Source organism: Gimesia aquarii, assembly GCF_007748175.1.
Taxonomy (GTDB): Bacteria; Planctomycetota; Planctomycetia; order Planctomycetales; family Planctomycetaceae; genus Gimesia; species Gimesia aquarii_A.
This window is the reverse complement of sequence record NZ_CP037422.1, coordinates 2,374,603-2,393,230: the sequence shown is the minus strand read 5'-3', so window position 1 is coordinate 2,393,230 and position 18,628 is coordinate 2,374,603. Positions and strand designations below refer to the sequence as shown.

Annotated in this window: 14 protein-coding genes; 4 read left to right on the top strand and 10 right to left on the bottom strand. The window is 44.6% G+C overall.

Features of this window, described 5'->3' with window-relative positions; genetic code table 11:
* Nucleotides 1-33: 33 nt before the first annotated feature.
* Both V202x_RS09460 and V202x_RS09455 read right to left on the bottom strand, forming a co-directional pair.
* Complete coding sequence (locus tag V202x_RS09460; protein WP_145173497.1) at nucleotides 34-1,251, bottom strand: mandelate racemase/muconate lactonizing enzyme family protein; 1,218 nt, start codon at nucleotides 1,249-1,251, stop codon at nucleotides 34-36.
* Nucleotides 1,252-1,321: 70 nt separating this feature from the next.
* A complete protein-coding gene (locus V202x_RS09455; protein ID WP_145173494.1) occupies nucleotides 1,322-2,809 on the bottom strand; it encodes a M81 family metallopeptidase in 1,488 nt (495 codons plus the stop codon).
* A 170-nt stretch (nucleotides 2,810-2,979) separates the two neighbouring features.
* Here V202x_RS09455 and V202x_RS09450 point away from each other — a divergent pair, with 170 nt between their 5' ends.
* A complete protein-coding gene (locus V202x_RS09450; protein ID WP_145173491.1) occupies nucleotides 2,980-3,744 on the top strand; it encodes an IclR family transcriptional regulator in 765 nt (254 codons plus the stop codon).
* A gap of 2 nt (nucleotides 3,745-3,746) precedes the next feature.
* Nucleotides 3,747-4,415 carry an RraA family protein gene (locus tag V202x_RS09445; RefSeq protein WP_145173489.1) on the top strand — a complete coding sequence of 223 codons (669 nt, stop codon included), beginning with the start codon at nucleotides 3,747-3,749 and terminating at the stop codon, nucleotides 4,413-4,415.
* 5 nt (nucleotides 4,416-4,420) lie between these two features.
* On the opposite strand, the gene V202x_RS09440 is transcribed toward V202x_RS09445, so the two are convergent.
* A complete protein-coding gene (locus V202x_RS09440; RefSeq protein ID WP_145173486.1) occupies nucleotides 4,421-5,914 on the bottom strand; it encodes a sulfatase-like hydrolase/transferase in 1,494 nt (497 codons plus the stop codon).
* Nucleotides 5,915-6,331: 417 nt separating this feature from the next.
* Here V202x_RS09440 and V202x_RS09435 point away from each other — a divergent pair, with 417 nt between their 5' ends.
* Nucleotides 6,332-7,579, top strand: a complete 1,248-nt coding sequence (locus tag V202x_RS09435; RefSeq protein ID WP_145173483.1) for a hypothetical protein — start codon at nucleotides 6,332-6,334, stop codon at nucleotides 7,577-7,579.
* A gap of 75 nt (nucleotides 7,580-7,654) precedes the next feature.
* On the top strand, nucleotides 7,655-8,971 hold the full coding sequence (locus tag V202x_RS09430) for an NAD(P)/FAD-dependent oxidoreductase (protein ID WP_145173480.1): 1,317 nt from the start codon (nucleotides 7,655-7,657) through the stop codon (nucleotides 8,969-8,971).
* Between the two features lie 35 nt (nucleotides 8,972-9,006).
* Here V202x_RS09430 and scpB read toward each other — a convergent pair whose 3' ends face one another.
* The 7 genes from scpB to V202x_RS09395 all read right to left on the bottom strand — a co-directional run bounded on the left by scpB (nucleotide 9,007) and on the right by V202x_RS09395 (nucleotide 18,551).
* Complete coding sequence (gene scpB / locus V202x_RS09425; protein WP_145173477.1) at nucleotides 9,007-9,828, bottom strand: SMC-Scp complex subunit ScpB; 822 nt, start codon at nucleotides 9,826-9,828, stop codon at nucleotides 9,007-9,009.
* A 7-nt stretch (nucleotides 9,829-9,835) separates the two neighbouring features.
* On the bottom strand, nucleotides 9,836-11,497 hold the full coding sequence (locus V202x_RS09420; protein WP_145173474.1) for a hypothetical protein: 1,662 nt from the start codon (nucleotides 11,495-11,497) through the stop codon (nucleotides 9,836-9,838).
* Nucleotides 11,498-11,807: 310 nt separating this feature from the next.
* The gene (locus V202x_RS09415) at nucleotides 11,808-12,440 is read right to left on the bottom strand and encodes a pyridoxamine 5'-phosphate oxidase family protein (RefSeq protein ID WP_145173471.1); all 633 of its coding nucleotides are present in this window, start codon (nucleotides 12,438-12,440) and stop codon (nucleotides 11,808-11,810) included.
* A 57-nt stretch (nucleotides 12,441-12,497) separates the two neighbouring features.
* Entirely contained in the window at nucleotides 12,498-14,459 is a 1,962-nt protein-coding gene (locus tag V202x_RS09410) for a prolyl oligopeptidase family serine peptidase (protein WP_145173468.1), read from the bottom strand.
* A 70-nt stretch (nucleotides 14,460-14,529) separates the two neighbouring features.
* Nucleotides 14,530-16,305: an SLC13 family permease gene (locus V202x_RS09405; RefSeq protein ID WP_145173465.1), complete on the bottom strand. Its 1,776-nt coding sequence runs from the start codon at nucleotides 16,303-16,305 to the stop codon at nucleotides 14,530-14,532.
* Between the two features lie 65 nt (nucleotides 16,306-16,370).
* Nucleotides 16,371-17,366 (bottom strand): 3'(2'),5'-bisphosphate nucleotidase, encoded by a 996-nt coding sequence (locus tag V202x_RS09400; RefSeq protein WP_145173462.1) that lies wholly within the window; start codon nucleotides 17,364-17,366, stop codon nucleotides 16,371-16,373.
* Nucleotides 17,367-17,504: 138 nt separating this feature from the next.
* The gene (locus V202x_RS09395) at nucleotides 17,505-18,551 is read right to left on the bottom strand and encodes a Gfo/Idh/MocA family protein (RefSeq protein WP_145173459.1); all 1,047 of its coding nucleotides are present in this window, start codon (nucleotides 18,549-18,551) and stop codon (nucleotides 17,505-17,507) included.
* Nucleotides 18,552-18,628 lie beyond the last annotated feature (77 nt).

Below are 18,628 nucleotides of genomic sequence, written 5' to 3'. Positions count from 1 at the left end.
TAACGTTCTGATTCAAGATCGATAGAATATGGTTTACGCAATTTGCGTTATTCGATATTGATTCTGTCCCGGTTCGAATAGTTCAGGCAACCAGGCGACGCCCATTCCTGGCGTTTGTGGAATCTGAATCCGACCATCTTTGACTTCAATTGTTTGATCGATAAGATGGGGATAGAGCATTCTCAAATGTGCTCTCAGGCTTTCTTGCCATGCCACATTATTCGAACTGGCGGCAACATGCACTCCCGTTAATAGAGTTAATGGACCAGTACAATCATGCATGACGACAGGAATGTTATAAAATTGCGCCAGTCGTGTGATATTTCTCGTTTGCGAGATTCCGCCGACCCAGGTTGGATCAATCATCACAAAGTCAGCGGCCCGTTTTTCCAGAACCAGCCGATAGTCATCGGGGCCGTTGAACATTTCACTCACAGCTACCGGGATCTGGGTTTTCTCTCTAAAATCACTCAATGTGTCAACACAGTCCACACGTAGCAGATCTTCAGCCCAGAGAATGTCGTATTCCTGTAACCGTTTTGCGATTCGTAATGCGGGGGCGAGCTGGAAGAATCCGTGACCGTCTATGATCAATTCAATATTGTTTCCCAGGGCTTCTCGAATTTTCTGAAACGGTTTCAACGCACGCGTGATATCTTGATATGTAATGTGTAACGGACCATTGGTTTTGTGCGCGGCAAAGTCGAGTGTCCAGACTTTAAGTGCCTGATAACCTTCCAAGATCAATGATTCTGCCAATTCGACTGGTTCATTCACAGCAGACCAGTAATCATTTAATGGTCCTTGATTGCCTACCGGACCATAACCGGGCCAGCAGTGAGATTTCTCCGTATCGGTTGTACCGCCATAAGAAGGGCCACCGCAGCTATTGTATGTGCGAATGGATTCCTGCACGCAGCCTCCCAGCAGCTGCCAGATCGGCTGTGATGTCACTTGTCCGAAGATATCCCATAAAGCCAGATCAATGGCGGAAATCGCGCGTAGTTCTGCACCGCGTGAGCCAAAATTAGTAGAGCGTTCATAAAGAAATCGCCAGTGGGACTCGATGTTAAGTGGATTCTTCCCCATCAGGTAATGAGACAACCAGTCATGAATTAACGCGGCAACGGCATGCGGGGCATAGTACGTTTCGCCACAACCTACAATTCCTTCGCTAGTATGAACTCGTACCAATAGCAGACCCGGCATGATTGACTCGGCAATCGAGGTTTCTATTTTGGTGATCTGCATTTTAAGTCCTTTGTGTGATGTTGACTCTTATCAGACACCACTTACTTTTAACAATTAGAATTTATTCTGACTATGACGTAAGTTCCTGTTCAATTTGTTCGAAAGGAAACAGTGGCTGCCGTCGATACTGGTATTGAAATTGTTCCATGTCCGCTGAAGTGACCCCTGGTGTGTTCACGCGAATTAAATTAGGGCAGACCGGGCTGTAGGCGGCTAGAGGTGCTTGTACGCCTTTCGCAACGAGAATTTGATAATCTGCGGGGTTAATTCCACAAGATGTCAATTGTCCCAGACTGAATGGCGGTGTGCGGTGACTGTTTAGCATCACCGTCAATCCGAATTTAGTTTGCACAACGGCGGTTGGTCCCATGTCATATTCTGTTTTACCTCCATGACGCACTTGTGATTCAGTAAAATGGCCATCATGGATACTCAATACAGTGACGTCGGCGACCAAAGGGTCTCCATGTTGATCATCGGTTTTTCCTCCGATCGCCAGTGCTTGAAGTGTATTGCCAACGCCCGTATCAATGGCTTGTTTTGCTGCTGCAGGATCATAGAGACAGGCAAATGACGTGGGCCCTCGACGTTGCTGAATCGCATGTAAGATGGTTGTGCCATCTGCGGGAGAGCCACCGCCGATATTATCGCCCATATCCAGGAAACAGACGGGACCTTCCATTTTCTCTGCTTGATCCAAGGCTTTTTTAATTCCGGTCAAATGTGCCTGAAATTCTTCTCGACGAGTGATCAATGTCTGGCCCAGTTGGTCGGCTAATTTTTGGGCGCGTATTTGATCATTGTCAGTAACGACGATAAAACTCGAACCCATTTCATGCACATCAGCATAGGGAAATCCAAGTACGATACTATTAGTCAAAACATTGGCGTCTTTCAGCGTTTCGTCAGCAAGCTGATACAATGATGCGCACGGCTCTGAAGATGTATGCTGACGTTCGATATTAATCGCAACGGGAACAAAGCAGGCTGCTTGAGTTGGTTTTATCTCATCTTGTAAGATGCGATACATCAAACGAGCTGCTTCGATTCCACGATCACGTTGATCGATGTGTGGATTTGAACGATAAACAATTGTTGCGTCGCAGGCATCAAGCATTTTTTGCGACAAATTTGCATGGGCATCCAAAGTGCAAACAATGGGAATCTCTGGTCCCACCCGTTCACGTAGAAGTTCCAGCCAATAGCCATCCAGATCGCGTTCTTGTTCACTCACACCAGCTCCATGCGGTGCTACTAATAAACCATCCAGCTTTCCTGCCTGGCTTAGTTCATTGTCTAACAGATGAATCAGAGTACTAACGGTCTCTTTTGTGATCGTTCCTCCTGGTAGAGCGCGTGCCACAAAAATAGGAACAGCTTCGATCTCTGTTTCTGCCAGGCCGGCAAAGAAACCGCCGAGTTCGTGCGCTGCGTTTTCGAAAATCGGGTAGATCTTCTCTCCGGTAGCCAATACATCATATTTAAAATCATCAAGAGTAGTTGCGGTTTGAATAAACGTATTTGATTCGTGTTGAATCGAAATAATTCCGACACGCATCGGGGACTCCCTCTGTAGAAGACAACTTTTCAGTGTTTCTGAGTCAATCTGAAAAATAAAGTTTTATATCTTATATTGGAATGATAAATTCACTATAATGAAATAGAGTCTGAATTGCAAGCATTTGCGAATCATCGTGAAGAAATCTCTTTTTGCGGATCAGTTACAAAATGTCTTCAATTATAGAAGCGACATCATTGGGCAAAGCATTTCATGTGCTGGAAGTGTTAGCTTCATCTGAGGGTGCGCTTTCATTGATGGAGATTGTTCAGGAGTTAGGGTTTCACAAACCGACCGTACACCGCATTCTCCGAGAATTAGTTGAATTGGGTTATGTCAGTCGCGTGGAAAAAGGCGTCTATGAGATTACTTCCAAATTACGTCGCTTAGCCTTGGGAAAAATGGACGATCGACTGACAGAACTTGCCGATCCCTTTTTACGTGTTCTACATGATGAAACAGCGGAAACCGTCAATCTGGGTGTCTTGCGAGGAACCAAAGTCCGTTACCTACGTGTCTTAGAGAGCAAGCATCCCTTAAGACGGATTGTTGAACCGAATGCGACCGATCCATTTTACTCTACTGCATTAGGTCGCGCGATTACCATTCAAATGAATGATGAATCGTGGGATGCACTCATCGAACGGACCAGACTCATTGCGCGGACAACGCAAACCGTCGTCAACGTCAACCAGTTACGAAAGATTCATCAACGAGTGCAGCAGGATGGTTATGCGGTTGAACAGGACCAGAACGATGTTGGTGTGACTTGCATTGGTGCCCCCGTTTATGAAGACGAAAATGTCATTGCTGCAATCAGTCTGAGTGTGCCCAGCGCCCGCGCTAATCAAAAGACATTACAACAATTTATCAAAGCAGTTGTCCGAACATCTCAGCGAATCACAAAACAAATTCAACAACAAAGTGTGAGTTAAAAATGAACGAGCCCTTACCGGAAACGATCACTCTGGAAATGATGCGCCAATCAATGCATTCTGCTATTATTTGTGATGCCCTCGATTCCATTGGGTATACTCTTCAATCACCTCGTAAAGAACTACTGCCCATGACGGTAGAATCTGTTGTTGTCGGACGCTGCAAAACCAGTTTATGGGTGGATATGTATCACGTAGATCCCAGCCCCTATGAACTGGAACTTAAGGCCGCGGATTCGGTTAAGCCTGATGAGATTTTCATCGCGGCTGCCAGTGGTTCGATGCGTTCTGGAATCTGGGGGGAGTTACTTTCGACGGCGGTTCATCACCGAGGTTGCTGTGGCGCGATCATTGATGGAGCTGTTCGCGATGTACGTCAGATGCGGGAAATGCAGTTTCCGGTTTGGGCAGTGGGGACATCACCTTATGACAGCAAAGACCGACAAAGAATAGTAGACATTGATGTATCAGTAGAAATCGGTGGCGTTATTTTCTCACCCGGGGATTTGGTGTTTGCTGACATTGATGGAATCGCTGTCGTACCGCAAGAAGTGGAACAAGAAGTAATCCAACTGGCTTGGAAGAAAGTACACGAAGAAAATATATTTCGCGACAGTATCAAAAATGGGATGTCTGCCACGGATGCATTTGCGAAGTATGGAATTTTATAGAGATCTTACTTTTTTGAATGTACGATTTCCGGATTCCACCATCTATCCAGTAGGCCTCTGAGTTCAACTCGTGATTGACGATAATGTTCTTCATTTATGAGATTTGTTGTTTCGTGCGGATCGTGGTCCAGGTTGAATAAAACGTCGCCACGGTGATAATCATTCCATGCGATTCCTTGTGCATTCGTGTTGTGAGTTGTTATTAACTTCAGATTGCCTTTACGAATCCAGCGGTGGGCGACATCGCGTTCGGGATGATCCAGCGATGAAGCATCTCCTGGGTAAATGGCACCAAATACTGCTCGATTCGTTGGTAACGTTTCTGTTCCTTGAGCAGAAGGCAGTAGATTCATTCCGGGGAGTGCTTGAGTTCTTTCTTGTTGTCCTGTCGCATGTAAGAGTGTAGGCACGACATCAATACTGCTAACCAGTGGAGTATGAGTTGCCGGTTTGATCACGCCATCCCAGCGAATGAGAATTGGCGAACGCAATCCATCTTCAAATGGAGAGCGTTTACTCGTTTTGGTATGATGATAATTCTCTCGATATTTCATCGGTTTTTGTCCTGGTGTCCAGCCATTATCAATGACAAATAAAAAAAGAGTATTTTTTGGATTCGATTTCTGCTCCACAAACTGTATCAGCTTTCCAACAGTCTCATCGAACTGTGAACAGCTTGCATAGTAGGCAATTTCCTGTTTGGAAACGTGTTGGTTATTTCGATACAGATCAAAGTACTTCTGAGGAGAATCGTGAGGCTGATGTGGTAGATAGGGGGCGTACCAGACAAACCAGGGGGTCTTTTTCTTATCACAATCGCGAACAAAATCATAAATGGGCTGCATCGTCTCGCGGCCAATTTTTAATCCCCAGTCACCATTTCCATGCGCGACCAATTCACCATGAGCCAGTTTTCGATTCCCACCAAATGTCTGATCGAGAACAGGCTTAAAAACAGTCATTCCTTCTGTAAAACCAGCATTGCGATAGTGGCCTTCCCAGAATTTCCCCGTTTGTAAGCAACGATATCCGTGTGCAGCCAACAGACGTGGTAACGTGTCAACATTCTGAATCAATCGAAACGCCTGACCGCGTTTTGCTTCATATTCTTTTCGCGAAGTCATCTGATTAAACCGACTATTGCCCGGTGGTGGATGATTGTAGTGAATGCCACTTTGGTGTGGATACAAGCCGGTGAGCAACGTGGCAAGAGACGGGCTGCAGACGCTAGTTGGTAAATAGCCATTCACGTAACGTGCAGATTGCTTTGCTAAACGGTCAATATAAGGAGTTTGGATTTCTTTATTTCCCATAAAGCCGAAATCCCGATAGGTTTGATCATCCGAGATAATCATTATGATATTGGGAGTTGCTGGCTGCCTGGCGTAAGAAATAGAAGTTGCAGATAAGCTACAAATTATGAGACCAAAACTGATCCACGCGCAACGGGAGCTCTGTTGAATTTCGGTCAGATCATGAGAAATAAAAAAGTATTTCATGATTTGGATATTTTCCTGATTAGAGAATCGAGTCAGTTATCACATTGAGAAGTTGCAGAGCGAACTATTTTCAGCATAACCTGTGAAACGACGTTTGTCATTCTGAAATTGCGTCATCCATTTCAGCTTTTCCTGAAGATACTGGTCTTGATTTGCACTCTTAGATCAGAACAAGATCTCGAGAATTCTTCTTTCTGAGCTAATTATTGAATTCCAGGAACGTTGACGATTCGAATCAGCACTTGAAAAAATTTAAAAGTACGGGTTATGAACGTTACAAAATTGGAATTGGTCGGTAACATAACAAATATGCGAGTCCCGAGATCTGAGTCATTTTGATTTAAAACCTGCTTTTCCTTTCATACAGTTCTATGCAAGGTCGATCAACTCAATAAAGTAAACGGAGCCAAGATACCCATGAGCATCAATCCATTAGAATATCAACCGGGTGGTGACAAAAAAAATTCCGAATTCTTCGATGAATATCGGACGAAAATATATGAGCGCCGCCAAAAAAGTGGTGTTGAAGATTTACTGGAGAAAATGTGTGCGGTAGTGGTTCAGGTTGAGCAGGGGGAGGCGATACCGTATCTACATGAACTCTATCTAATGGGGCCTTATCGTTTTTCAGCTGGTTTTAAAAACGAGACACACAATGTGTATGTGCTCATTTCACAACCAGAGTTTCCACGACTCATTGTTCTGGAGCCACTTTCAAAAGACTATTCTGATGAAATTACCATGTTCAATCGGCTCTATCCACTTTCCAGTGAAAAACCTAATGCTCGATACATTGGTGAAATTTTCGGAACAAAAGATACAGCCGAAATTCGCAAAACGCTTGAATCTCATAACATTCGTTTTAATTATCATCACGAGACCAAAAATTCATTTTTTACGGAATCTCATTTTGCTTTTACGTTTCCATCTGACTTTACCTTTAATCGAGTAGGGTACTGTCAGGAAGAGATTGGAAATTATGACGCTTTGCAATTAGGAACACCCTTTGATCTGGATGCTTCGGTCGTCGACTCGCTCAATCAGGTTGTCCAATTTGTTGAAGAACAAAAACTGGATTCACTCATTTTGGGGATTGATCACTTAGCGACACGGATTCTCGCGGGTGAGCGTGAAGATGCGATTCTGGAATTCCTGACGATGTCGAATCATTATTTCTGGGGTGCTTACAACATTGCCGACATGAATTCTTCAACGAATGTGACTCGCAATGGCAACGTGGATGATGATAAAAAATCACCGGCCAAAGTTTTTACTGCCAATAATACCCCATCATTTGTCAATTCTTTCGAAAACCTGCCGATGCCCACTGAGGACTTCGTTCGCAACTATGGACGACGTTTGCATCATGTGGCTTATGAAGTCGTCGATGGAAATCATCGCGCGGGTGAGAAGAATGTGGATTATGTTGTGAATACGTTAATGGAGAAAAGTATTCCCTTCCTGGCACATGTGGTGGGTGAATGCCTGGACGATCCGAATTTGAAACAAATCTTCTCGAAGCATTCGAAATATTCCATTTTAATTACTGAATATGTCGAACGCTGTCATGGATATGAAGGCTTTTTCACGAAATCAAATGTCGCAGCGTTGACCGAAGCTGCAGGTAAAGATGAACGTTATGAACATGGCCATGTTTTTGATTAAGGCACCTGTGGTTGATAAAACCGGATGAGCGGTTAAAACAGATCTCCTCTACACAAATCAGGAACTTAAAATACTATGAATCATTCTTCTTCGGAGCTGCCAAGGATTGTCGTCATCGGAGGAGGTTTTGCTGGTATCAATGTCGTCAAAGCCTTGAAGAATACAGCAGTTGAAGTGGATTTAGTCGATAAACGGAATTACCACCTCTTTCAGCCTCTTCTGTATCAGGTGGCAACAGGCGAGTTGGATGCAACCAATATTGCAGTTCCGATACGAAAAATATTATGGAAACAAAAAAACGCCCGTGTCGCATTAGGAGAAGTTACCAATATTAATTTCGATAAAAAGCTGGTTCAATTTGATGGAGGTGAACTGGACTACGATTACCTGGTGATCGCGACTGGTGCACAGCAATCTTATTTCGGTCACGATGAATTCCAGTCTTTTGCTCCCGGTTTGAAATCCATCGATGATGCTCAGGAAATACGCAGGCGGCTCTTTCTGGCATTTGAAGAAGCGGAGTGGGAAGCAGACGAGGAGGCACGTCGTAAAATATTGACGTTCGTGATTGTCGGCGGTGGGCCTACGGGAGTAGAGTTAGCAGGAGCCATTAAGGAAGTCGCTTCGGAAACGTTGCCCAAAGAGTTCCGTAATATTGACAAGAATTCGTCACGTGTGATTCTGGTCGATGGAGGCCCCCGACTGGTCGGCCCTATGCCTGAAGATCTTAGCAAACGCGCAAAAGATGTACTCGAAAAAATGGGTGTGGAGATTCAGCTCAATGTACATGTGAATGATGTAAATGAAGATGGGGTTGTTGTTGGAGAAGAAACAATCAAGGCAGAAAATGTCTTCTGGGCCGCTGGTGTCCAGGGGCAGGATCTGGCGAAAACGATAGATGCGGAAATTGATCGAGGAAGTCATATCATTGTTGGGCCGGATCTTTCAATTCCAGGGCATCCCAAAGTATTTGTGGTCGGAGATGCTGCCCATGCGACTGATGCCAAAACGGGGAAGCCCGTGCCCGGACTCGCCCAAGGAGCAATCCAGACAGGTCGCTTTGTTGCTCAAATCATCAAGGCGGAAATCGAAGGGAATGCACCTTCCCAGCGTCCAGAGTTCAGTTATTATGATAAAGGATCAATGGCCATGATCGGTCGTGGCAACGCCATCGCAGCCATTGGCAAAATCCATTACGGAGGGTTTTTAGGCTGGGTTTCCTGGAACTTATTACATGTAATGTTTCTGATTGGTTTTCGAAACCGATTTAAAGTCATGATGGACTGGTTGTGGAATTATATGTTTCGAACCAGGCGTTCGCGTTTAATTACCGGTGATCCGGAAGTACACATCAAAAAGCTCTACTCTGAACATGATAAACGAAAAGAGTAGTAGTAAGAATTTGGCATAATGTAGCCATTATAGAGTCAGGCTGCGTCCAGATCTTCATTTTTCTGGTCAAGAGTTTCTGTTTGGAGCTCCGTACTTGAGTTCGCTTCCACATCTGCGACGGCATCGGCAGGTACTTCTGTGTTTTGTGGTTTCCGATCAGGCTTGATGCGGAGAGTCTCTCCCATTGGTAAGTCGTCTAAATTTTTGAGTCCAAAGATTTCTAAAAATTTCCGAGTGGACTCATATAAAAAAGGGCGTCCCAGTGAATCGTCTTTACCACCAATCCTAACTAAGCCGCGGTCCATGAGCTGTTTCAACATTTCAGCACTTTGAACACCGCGAATCGACTCAATGTCGGCACGAGTGATCGGTTGTCGATAAACAACTATTGCCAGTGTTTCCATTGCTGGCGAGGAGAGTTTGAGGGCCGCTTGCCGTTGATGGAGTTTATTGAGCCAGAATGAAAACTGTGGTTGCGTCATCAATTGATAGCCGGTTGCAACACGCTTAATATGAAATGCTGAGTTGGTTGCGCTGAATGCAGTGTTGAGCTTTTCTATGATTTCTTTTGCTTCTGAAGCATTTGCCAGTGTTGCTAATTGAGAAATTTTTCTTGTCGAGAGTGCATTGTCTGCAACAAACAAGACCGCTTCTACTTTTGCCATTTTCAGACTGCGTTTGGTATCAACGGCATGATCAGAGGCGTACTCTAAAGATGCTTCCTGCAGTCGACGTACCAACCAGTTCCAGCGAAATGAAGTCGCTAAAGAGTTGTGGCAGTGAAGATGGTTGAGAGAGTTTTCTGCAACTATGTTTGGTTGCGGATAACTGTCAGAAAGAGAGCGCGTGGAAAACATTCGTCGTTTACCGAACAGTAAAGTTTTGTGTGTAGGTAGCAACCTTTTTGCTGATTTCGTCTTCCACAGTTAATTTCATGACATGAGGCCCCAACGAAATATTACGCGGTATTTCAAATTTATAGCTGTGAAAGTAATCCTTGCGAATATTTCGGCAGAGGTCTTCTGTGGTTTCGAAAGGAATTTCTGCAACGAGATCACCGTTAGAACCTGCTTTAAAAATTTGAATTTTCGATTTCAAGAGTGTTCGATAGCTTCCTTCAGCAGTTAATTCGCTGGTGAAGTTGTCGATCTCAGAATAGACCAGCACTGGACGGCCAGGTGTATATTCATCACGTTCAAAACGCTCATAACTACCAAAGCTGTTAATTTTATGACAGAACGCGACGTTCTTCAGTTTGAGATTAGCTTTTTCCTGTAAGCGGGCAGTCGCCTGTCTCATTTGTGCTACGGTTTGAGTGGCACGATCTGCTTCGTTCGGAATTGCTTCCTGATCGAAATAATTGGCGACAGACCAAAAGGTCTGCTGCCAGAATTCCTGGTCAGCTGGATCAATTCCAGGAATCGCTTCCAAGGCACGTTCATGTTGCCCCGACATCAAATACAACATGCGGAGGTAAACATGCCGTTCAATAAAATGATGTTTTTCTTCAGGAGTGCTTCCAATTTGAAGTTGAGCGATTTCTGATTCAGCGACAGCGATAAGCTGTGCGAGTTGATCTTGCGAAGATCCAGTTGCCAACTCAGTCAAATTGACAGCAGGTCTTACGTTCAAGTCGGCTGATTGTTGTTCTACTGGTGATACTTGAGAATTTGAGGCTGCCACAGTCTCCGTAGTACTAGTTTCCTGTTGTCCGATGATTGCAGTACTTGTGCGTGAAATTCCATTCTGTAAAGCCGAGGTGCCTTGTTGTAACGCCGAAGAGAGCTTCGTTTTTAGTGTACCTACGACAGGAATGTTGTCGAGCCCTTGGCTGATCGTCTGGGATCTGGAATAAGGTTGCGTTTGTGTGGGTATGATGTCTGGCAGATTGGGATCACTGTTTGTGTCGACTGCTTCAAGGTTTCCCAGTCTTACAGGATTAGAGGCAGCATACATCTGAGAATTATCTGAGGGCAATTGCCCGGGAGGTTGTACTCCTTGTGCACCGGTTTGTATTACTTGTGATGGTTCATCTCCCGGTTGTGTATGTCCCAGGCCGGGTAAGGTAATCGGAGGAGATGAGATCTGGGGTTTTTGTTCTGCCAGTTGCTCCATGGTATTGACCATCCTCCGTGTGCGGAGAATATTCCGGATCATGTCCGGATCAACGCCTTTGAAACTATTTAAAAAATGAGCACGCTCTTGAGGAGAAGCGTCTTTTAGTTCCTCGTTGATATGTGTCAAGAGCTCGGCATTATGTGAAGTAACTTTTTTTAGTTCCCCTTTTGATTTTCTATCTTTACTCTTCTTAGTATCCGAATCACTCTCAGCTCCCTTTTCAATACTCGCAATTTCTACTTTTGTGTCAGTAGGTTTCTTTTTTGAGGCAGACAATTTTCCCCACTTCCAAGGCGCAGTAGGAGCTTTCCAGGCCATCGTTTGCTTGCCTGGTGATGAAGCACATCCACTCATCAAAAATAAAATGAGAACAGTAGGGAGTACCTTACTGAGCTGAAATTGTTTCATTAGGTTGCCCGAATTATTGGGTAAGGGGCTTAATTTCTAGGAAAAACTAAGAATATGATGGTGATCAAAATTAAAAGTGGGGATGAATAGAACTGTTTGAGACTGGTCCACGCATTAAAAAATGATGTGACAGGAATGGGGTTTTTATGAAAAAAATGAAATTGAAGCAAGATCGATTCAAGATCTTAGCTCTAAAAACCGGTAGGGCCGTCGATTCATGCTGATCGGTAGCTTAAATAAGAGGATAGTTCGATATTTTCTATGATGTAAGTTGTTTTTATAAAAATGTTTATGATTAAAGTGGATGTTGCTATTTCTGATTCTCTTTTTTTTGATCTACTTTAAAAAAGTTACCGCCTTTCAACTTCATGTCATCCGTACCCCAGGCAATGGTTTTATCTTGTTTTGTGAGTAGGGGAATATGTTTCGAACAATGGATATAGGCTTCTTCAACTTCGACGAGTACCCAGCGCTCTGGTTTTTTACCATCTTCTGTTGAGATGTCATCCTTGATTTCTACTGGTATTTCAGTTGACTCCAAGAACTCAACATTCTCTACAATACGCGCTTTTCCGTTCACATGCAGACCTATTGTTGTTTTGAAGAAATCGAGAAACATCAAGCCAATATGAGGATTTTCTGAAATATTACCGAGCGAGGCTAATACTCCGTTCCCACGGTACTCAGGATAGGCGAGTGTTTTTTCGTTCAAAATTCGAACAAAACCGGGAAGACCAGCGCGAAATGAACTATCACATTCGCCTTTGGAATCAGAAGTTGCAATAAACAGAAGTTCCTGCTTTTGTATAAACTCCTGCATCTCAGAGTTCAGATAGTCGATCATCTGCCGCGCATAAAAGTTTTGGGCTCGTTTTTGCGTTCCATAACGTTCTTGGAGCTTCCATTCCCCTTCGGAACCGAAACAGGGTTTCTGATCTTCCATGTAAGTAATCCAAACATTCCTGGTTTGATGGAGAATTACGAGTCGTATGAATCTTCTTTAGGGTAATTCCCAGTTACTGTTAAAAAGTTCTGCCCAGACCGTTTTGTTTTCGAATGTTCCTGCTGAATTTTTCTGGAACTGAATCATGGCAATGTCGCCCAGTTTGGGGAAGAGCCATGAATTAGAAGCGCGAAAATCTTTTTCATGCATTGTGTGTCCGGAGTTAATGACCACATAACGGTTCTGGTTTAATGGGTTGGGATAGATCAGGACAACCCCATGAGTTTGTGTATCATAGTTTTTTCCATTAATCGTAATTTGGTCTTTGGTCCATTGAATCGGGAGGTTTTCAATGACTTTCGCAATTAAGCCATTGGAACCCGGATCTCCGAACAGGATCAAATTTTTGTTAGCGATAGTCTGCTCGTCAACTTCCTGGTCGTTGATCACAGGTGCTTTTGCTCTCAACCATTTATCATATTCTTTTTCAAACAATCCCAGTACAGATTGAGACCACTCATTCAGTTCGGTATTCCACGGTTTTCCCGTTCCTTTGACACAGACGAAGGGAAGTGTAAATGCATCGTCAATTGGTCCTTGCAGATTGTGTCGTTTTCTTTGATTCGGATTATCGTTGAATGTTCTAGAATCTTCATATTTCAGCACATCCCAGCCCCCATTACTTTTTACGTAATAGACTTCTGGTAGCAGCCCCTCTGCAGCTGATTCTAGCGGAAGTAGAGTGCCATCGAGTTCGACTTTAAATGCGATATCTCTTGCAATTGACAGAGCGGCTACATTTTCCGTCGATAGTTCCAGATTACCCGATTGTGGATTCACGCCTCCTTCCACAATCGTAGGTTCATACATCTCATCGAGTTCTTCGATCGTCAACCATTCACATTGGTTGAATTTTGGAGTGTAAGTAATAAAGCGGATCTGTTTTTTACCTGGCCAGGCTGGACGGCCCTGTTCGGAGTGTTTCAATAATTCACGCAAATAATCCTGATAAGCAGGCATACGTGCCTGATGAGCGGCTTCAGGACTGATATAAATCGGAATCTCGATATTTTGCTCTTTGGCTTTTTCAACCATTCTTGTACTCGAAACCAATTGTTTGTCCTTGCCTCCACCATAGGTCACGACAGGTACATTGGCCGCATTCAGAGCGTAATCAATTGAATCATAGATTCGCAAAGTTTTATGTTGGTAATGCGGAAGTTGTTCCTTGTAATTTTGATATTGGTAAAAATCGACAAATCCCGCACCGGGACCGACTCCACTCCAGAGAGAAGGGTAATGCAGACCGAGGTGCCAAGCGCCCGCACCTCCCATTGAAAAACCGCGAAGTGTAATACGTTTTTTATCGATCAAGTGGCGTTTTGTGACATCAGCAATGGCTTCATGCACGTCTACTTCGCCGCTCCAGCGCCAGCCATTATTAATGCGACCAAAGGGTGCAAGGTGCATCCAGTTATGGCCTTCACGGGGAGGTCGACCACTACGGGTCATGAATGAAACTTCGTTGAGTCTGCTGCCGCGACCATGCAGTTCCACATGTAATGGCCAACGGTGACGAGATTTCGATTTGAAATCTTTCGGAAATGTTAATGCATAAGGTTGAACCGAGCCATCAATTTTTGAGTAATAACCGAAGATGACTGTTCCTGTTTGCTGCATCCAGTCGGGTTTGCCTGACTTGAGTTGCCGGGCTCGCGTTAATCCTGTTTCGAGAACATTAGAAGTATCTTTCACATATTGAGGTTTGTAAAACTCGTTATGTCGCAAGATCCATTCTGCTGCTTTGGCATAGACTTCAACATCAGCCAAAAGTGACTGCTTGAGCTCTTTATTCTGTTTTAGCTGTTTGATCTGTTGCTGAAGTTTGTTGAGTTGGTTCTCTAGTTTCGTGCGGTCTTGAGGAGAGGGCTTTTGTGCTTCCAACTTTGAAAGATTGGAAAAAATCGATACTGAAAAAACGGGCACGAAGAGAATGGACAGATAAACGAGACGAATCATAGCAGAACCTTGATAAGATGAGTGACTTTCTATCCGAATAAAGCGGTATTTCACCGCTTTACTAACATTATCAGGGATGGAAAGGCCAGGCAAGAGGTACAATGATCACGGTCAGCAACCAGACGATTAAAGTCAGTGGTCCTCCAATGCGAATATAGTCAACATACTTGTATCCACCAGGGCCAAAGACCATAAGATTGGTCTGGTATCCGATAGGTGTGGCAAAGCAAGCTGCTGAGGAAATCATGACTGTAATCACAAACGGCATGATGTCGACTTTTAAGGAATAGGCGGCAGCGATGGCGATTGGGAAAATCAAAGTCGCCGTTGCCTTTGCGGTAATCAAGTTTGTAAAGACCAGAGTTGTCAACGAAAGAATTGCCAGCATAATCAGAGGACTATTCCCGGCCACGCCGCTAAACGTGGAGGCAATGGCGTCATCAGTGCCAGAGACATCGATCGCATTACCAATACCCAGACCGGCTGCGATTGTAATGAGCACACCCCAGTCGATAGAACGTTTCGCTTCAATGGCACTGCAGCAACGTGTGGCAGTCATAAGTGCTGCGGCCACCATTGCGGCTACCATCATTTTGACATCACCAACAGCCACCATCAAAATCATTGCTAATAAGATTAAGCGTGCGATCCAGGCTCGTTCATGGCGTGGGGGTGACGAATCTTCTACTTGACTGACCAAAAAGAATTCTCGTGAATTTCTTTGCTGATCAATAAATGAAGGGTGCGCTTCAATGAGTAGAGTGTCACCACGTTGTAGTTCGATATCCCCAATTTTTTTATTGATTCGCTGACCATTGCGGGCCACAGCAATGACGGCGGCATTATAGTTAGAGCGGAACTTTGCCGTGCGAATTGACATATTAAGAAAACGAAAACTATCAGAAACGACGGCTTCTATCAGACAGCGTTCTGATCGGGGGCCAGAGAGTTTAAAGAGTTGATCGGTGGCAGGTTTGAGTCCAGGAATTTTTTGCAGATCAATAACAGATTCCACAATACCCACAAACACGAGTTGATCATTGGCGGCTAATCTTTCATTAGAAGAAACCGCGGCAATTACATCACCATCACGGTCGATTTCCATTAGATACATGCCAGGTAGATGACGCAGACCAGCTTGCTCAATTGTCTTGCCTATGAGCGGGCAACCGGGTTCTACAATCATTTCCACAGTATACTCGCGTGGATCATCCATGGGTGTAATTGCAGGTTTTCTTTCTGGTAGTAGCCATCGCGAAAACACAAGTAAGTAGATCAAACCGGCAATCATAACGGGAATTCCCACCCACGCGATTTCAAACATGGATAAGCCGGGGTGAGTCGTTTTGCTTTGCAATAGCCCATCGACGACTAGCGTGGTACTAGTGCCAACCAAAGTACACAAACCACCCAGGATGGCGGAATAGCTTAAGGGGAGCATCAGATGTGAAACAGAGAATCGCATTTTTTTTGCCCAGTCCGAGATGACGGGCATCATCATCGCGACAACCGGTGTATTATTCAGAAACGCACTAAGAACGGCAGAGGGGAGCATTACCCGTGACTGGGCGTCAGTGAGTGATTTGGGGCGACCCAGTAGCTGTTGCCCGGTAAAGGCCACACCACCCGTTTGTCGGATGCCCTCACTCACAACAAAGAGAAACGCAACGGTAATCAGACCTTCATTGGCAAACCCGGCGATTGCCTCCTTTGCGTCAACTACACCAGTAATGACCAGTATCGTGAGACCTGCCATTAAAACTGTATCAGCGCCGGCACGCAGAAACATGAGGGAGCCAATAACTCCTCCCAATACCAGGAATGTTACTACAATTTGCCAGTCCATGTCGGTCAAAAATTCATAAGCTAAATAAAAATCAGTACGAAGAAAAAGTTATTTGTTTGAGCGTCCTATTCGGGGTTGATTGTGAGTTCGTCTAGAATTTCAATCAGGGCAGGGTGCAATGGACCGTTAGTGACTATGACACCTTGATTATTGATGAGTTCGTAACCCTGGTTAAATTCGAGAGGTTTTCCATGGATATCCGTTACTTTACCGCCTGCTTCTTCTACTAACAGAACTCCCGCAGCATGGTCCCAGATTTTTTCCCGATAGCCAGCGCGTGTTGGCAGCCTCATGTAAATATCTGCTTCCCCTTGTGCAACAACAGCATACTTTGCCTGACTATCCAGCCGTCGAGGTTCTTTTTGAATTCCCAGTTTGTCGGCTGTTTGTTTTGAATGGCTATGTGAACTATGACCTGATTCTACGGATTCACAAAATCGCGATTGTGAATAGTCGCTCGTTTTTGTGACGTGAATCGGAATTGCTGGCTGCTCTTGATCGAGTGGAATAGCAAAAGCACCCTGACCCGCTACTGCATAATAAAGCGTTCCTTTCATCGATTCATCGGTCGGGAAGGGCAAGTTGGGACAGCCCAGAACACCGACCACAATTTTTCCGTCCACTATGAGCGAAAGTGAGATAGCATATTGTTCTTTCCGCAAAAATCCTTTCGTTCCATCAATCGGGTCAAGAGTCCAGAATCGATGACTATATTCTTTCGCTCCCCCCTGATCGATCCAGTGGCACGCCTTCTCGGTTGATGCCTCTGAAATACCGGCTGAAAGAAGTTCTGTAACAATCTTTTCCAGAAAGTCACGGTTTTCTGCCTGTATTAATTCTCCGGCGTCCTCCTCCCCAATGATAGGATCTTCTGAAAATGCGGCGTTGAGAGCCCTGCAAATAACTGCCTGACTACTGTAGTCCGCAATGGTTACAGGGCTCTTGTCTTTTTTTTCCAGTACATCATCTGAAATCGTGGCTTGTACTGAGCGACAAATCAGCGAAGCCTGCTTTACGGCTGAAAGAGCAACCTCTAATTCCCGTTGCAATGGTATTGTCATAATTCTGTGTCGATCTAAGAGCGATGTTAGGTCAGTTTTAAGGAAATCTGAGGGATTCGAAACATTCTCTTTCCGCCATCATACCAAGTCATGATTCATTCAAAACCAGACCATCTGAAGCAATGTTAGAAAGATGGGTTATAAGGGAAGTGTCACAGGTTCGTTGTTTTCATAACTTCGTGTGACCGCTTCTGTAAACTCCATGTATTGTACTCCGGTGGCGAAATCGGTGTGGTGCACGATTTCTTCTCCTCGAATTGCCCCAATGAACTCTTCTTCTACTCGCCAGTGTCCTTGTTCTTCTTTGGGGATTTGAATTTCTTTCATTTCTTCTTCGCCCATATGCCCAACATACAGTTTTTCTTCTGGCGTGAAATGAACCTTAATTGTCCCGTAACTTCCGTATAAGTGGATCTGTAACCCAGGGCCAAACAGAATAGAACCACTTAAGTGGTAAATCGCATTAGCACCTCCCGCTATTCTGGTTACCACTTGCAGGCTCTCAGGGAGCGTGACATCGACTAAACCCTGGCTATGATCCGCGGGACGCTGTGGTTCAAAGATCGAGCTTTGAGCAAAGACTCTTTCTGTGGGAGGGACCCAGCGGCTGAGTGTCTCGTGTAAAATGCCCATCGTGAGAACATTATTCCCGCTGATTTCTTTATCCTGTCTCCAATGTAGTTTTTTGCTGTAGTCCCAGAAGGAGTTATCGGCTCCTAATACAACGACTTCGCGTAGCTTTCCAAGATACTGTTGCGAAATCAGTTTAATCACTTCCTGATTGTATTTGAGACCAAAAGGGCTGGGAACGATCTGGGCGATCAAATCTGGACGGGCTTGAGAGACTTTGAGCATCTTTTGTGCTTCAGCCAGATTGCGAGCCATTCTTGCTTCGGTCAGGACATGTTTGCCTGCCTCGAGCGCCATGCATGTGATATCGCAGTGTAGATTAGGCCATGTCCCGATCAAGACGGCATCGATTTCAGGATCTTCAATTAACTCCTGCCAACAAGTATAGGTCTGTGGAATTGCATATTTTCGTGCCACTTTCTCTGTTGAAGCGGGTGTAGAGTTGACAACACCTATAATTTCGACATCTTCGATTGCTTGAAATCCCGGAATGTGGCGACTTTTTGTGTTTGCTCCCGCGCCAACAATTCCGATCTGAATCGTTTTTTTTCCCATTAGAGTCCGTAGTCCCGATCGTCCAAGATGCTATTCAGATTAAAAAAATCATGGCCTGTCAAAAGTAGATTATTCTT

Excerpts from the sequence above, each read along its gene's own strand:
- V202x_RS09400 (WP_145173462.1), bottom strand. The coding sequence starts at position 17,366 with ATGACAATACCATTGCAACGGGAATTAGAGGTTGCTCTTTCAGCCGTA.
- V202x_RS09415 (WP_145173471.1), bottom strand. The coding sequence starts at position 12,440 with ATGGAAGATCAGAAACCCTGTTTCGGTTCCGAAGGGGAATGGAAGCTC.
- V202x_RS09430 (WP_145173480.1), top strand. The coding sequence starts at position 7,655 with ATGAATCATTCTTCTTCGGAGCTGCCAAGGATTGTCGTCATCGGAGGA.
- V202x_RS09445 (WP_145173489.1), top strand. The coding sequence starts at position 3,747 with ATGAACGAGCCCTTACCGGAAACGATCACTCTGGAAATGATGCGCCAA.
- V202x_RS09420 (WP_145173474.1), bottom strand. The coding sequence starts at position 11,497 with ATGAAACAATTTCAGCTCAGTAAGGTACTCCCTACTGTTCTCATTTTA.
- V202x_RS09440 (WP_145173486.1), bottom strand. The coding sequence starts at position 5,914 with ATGAAATACTTTTTTATTTCTCATGATCTGACCGAAATTCAACAGAGC.
- V202x_RS09395 (WP_145173459.1), bottom strand. The coding sequence starts at position 18,551 with ATGGGAAAAAAAACGATTCAGATCGGAATTGTTGGCGCGGGAGCAAAC.
- V202x_RS09435 (WP_145173483.1), top strand. The coding sequence starts at position 6,332 with ATGAGCATCAATCCATTAGAATATCAACCGGGTGGTGACAAAAAAAAT.
- V202x_RS09405 (WP_145173465.1), bottom strand. The coding sequence starts at position 16,305 with ATGGACTGGCAAATTGTAGTAACATTCCTGGTATTGGGAGGAGTTATT.
- V202x_RS09460 (WP_145173497.1), bottom strand. The coding sequence starts at position 1,251 with ATGCAGATCACCAAAATAGAAACCTCGATTGCCGAGTCAATCATGCCG.
- V202x_RS09450 (WP_145173491.1), top strand. The coding sequence starts at position 2,980 with ATGTCTTCAATTATAGAAGCGACATCATTGGGCAAAGCATTTCATGTG.
- V202x_RS09410 (WP_145173468.1), bottom strand. The coding sequence starts at position 14,459 with ATGATTCGTCTCGTTTATCTGTCCATTCTCTTCGTGCCCGTTTTTTCA.
- V202x_RS09455 (WP_145173494.1), bottom strand. The coding sequence starts at position 2,809 with ATGCGTGTCGGAATTATTTCGATTCAACACGAATCAAATACGTTTATT.
- scpB (WP_145173477.1), bottom strand. The coding sequence starts at position 9,828 with ATGTTTTCCACGCGCTCTCTTTCTGACAGTTATCCGCAACCAAACATA.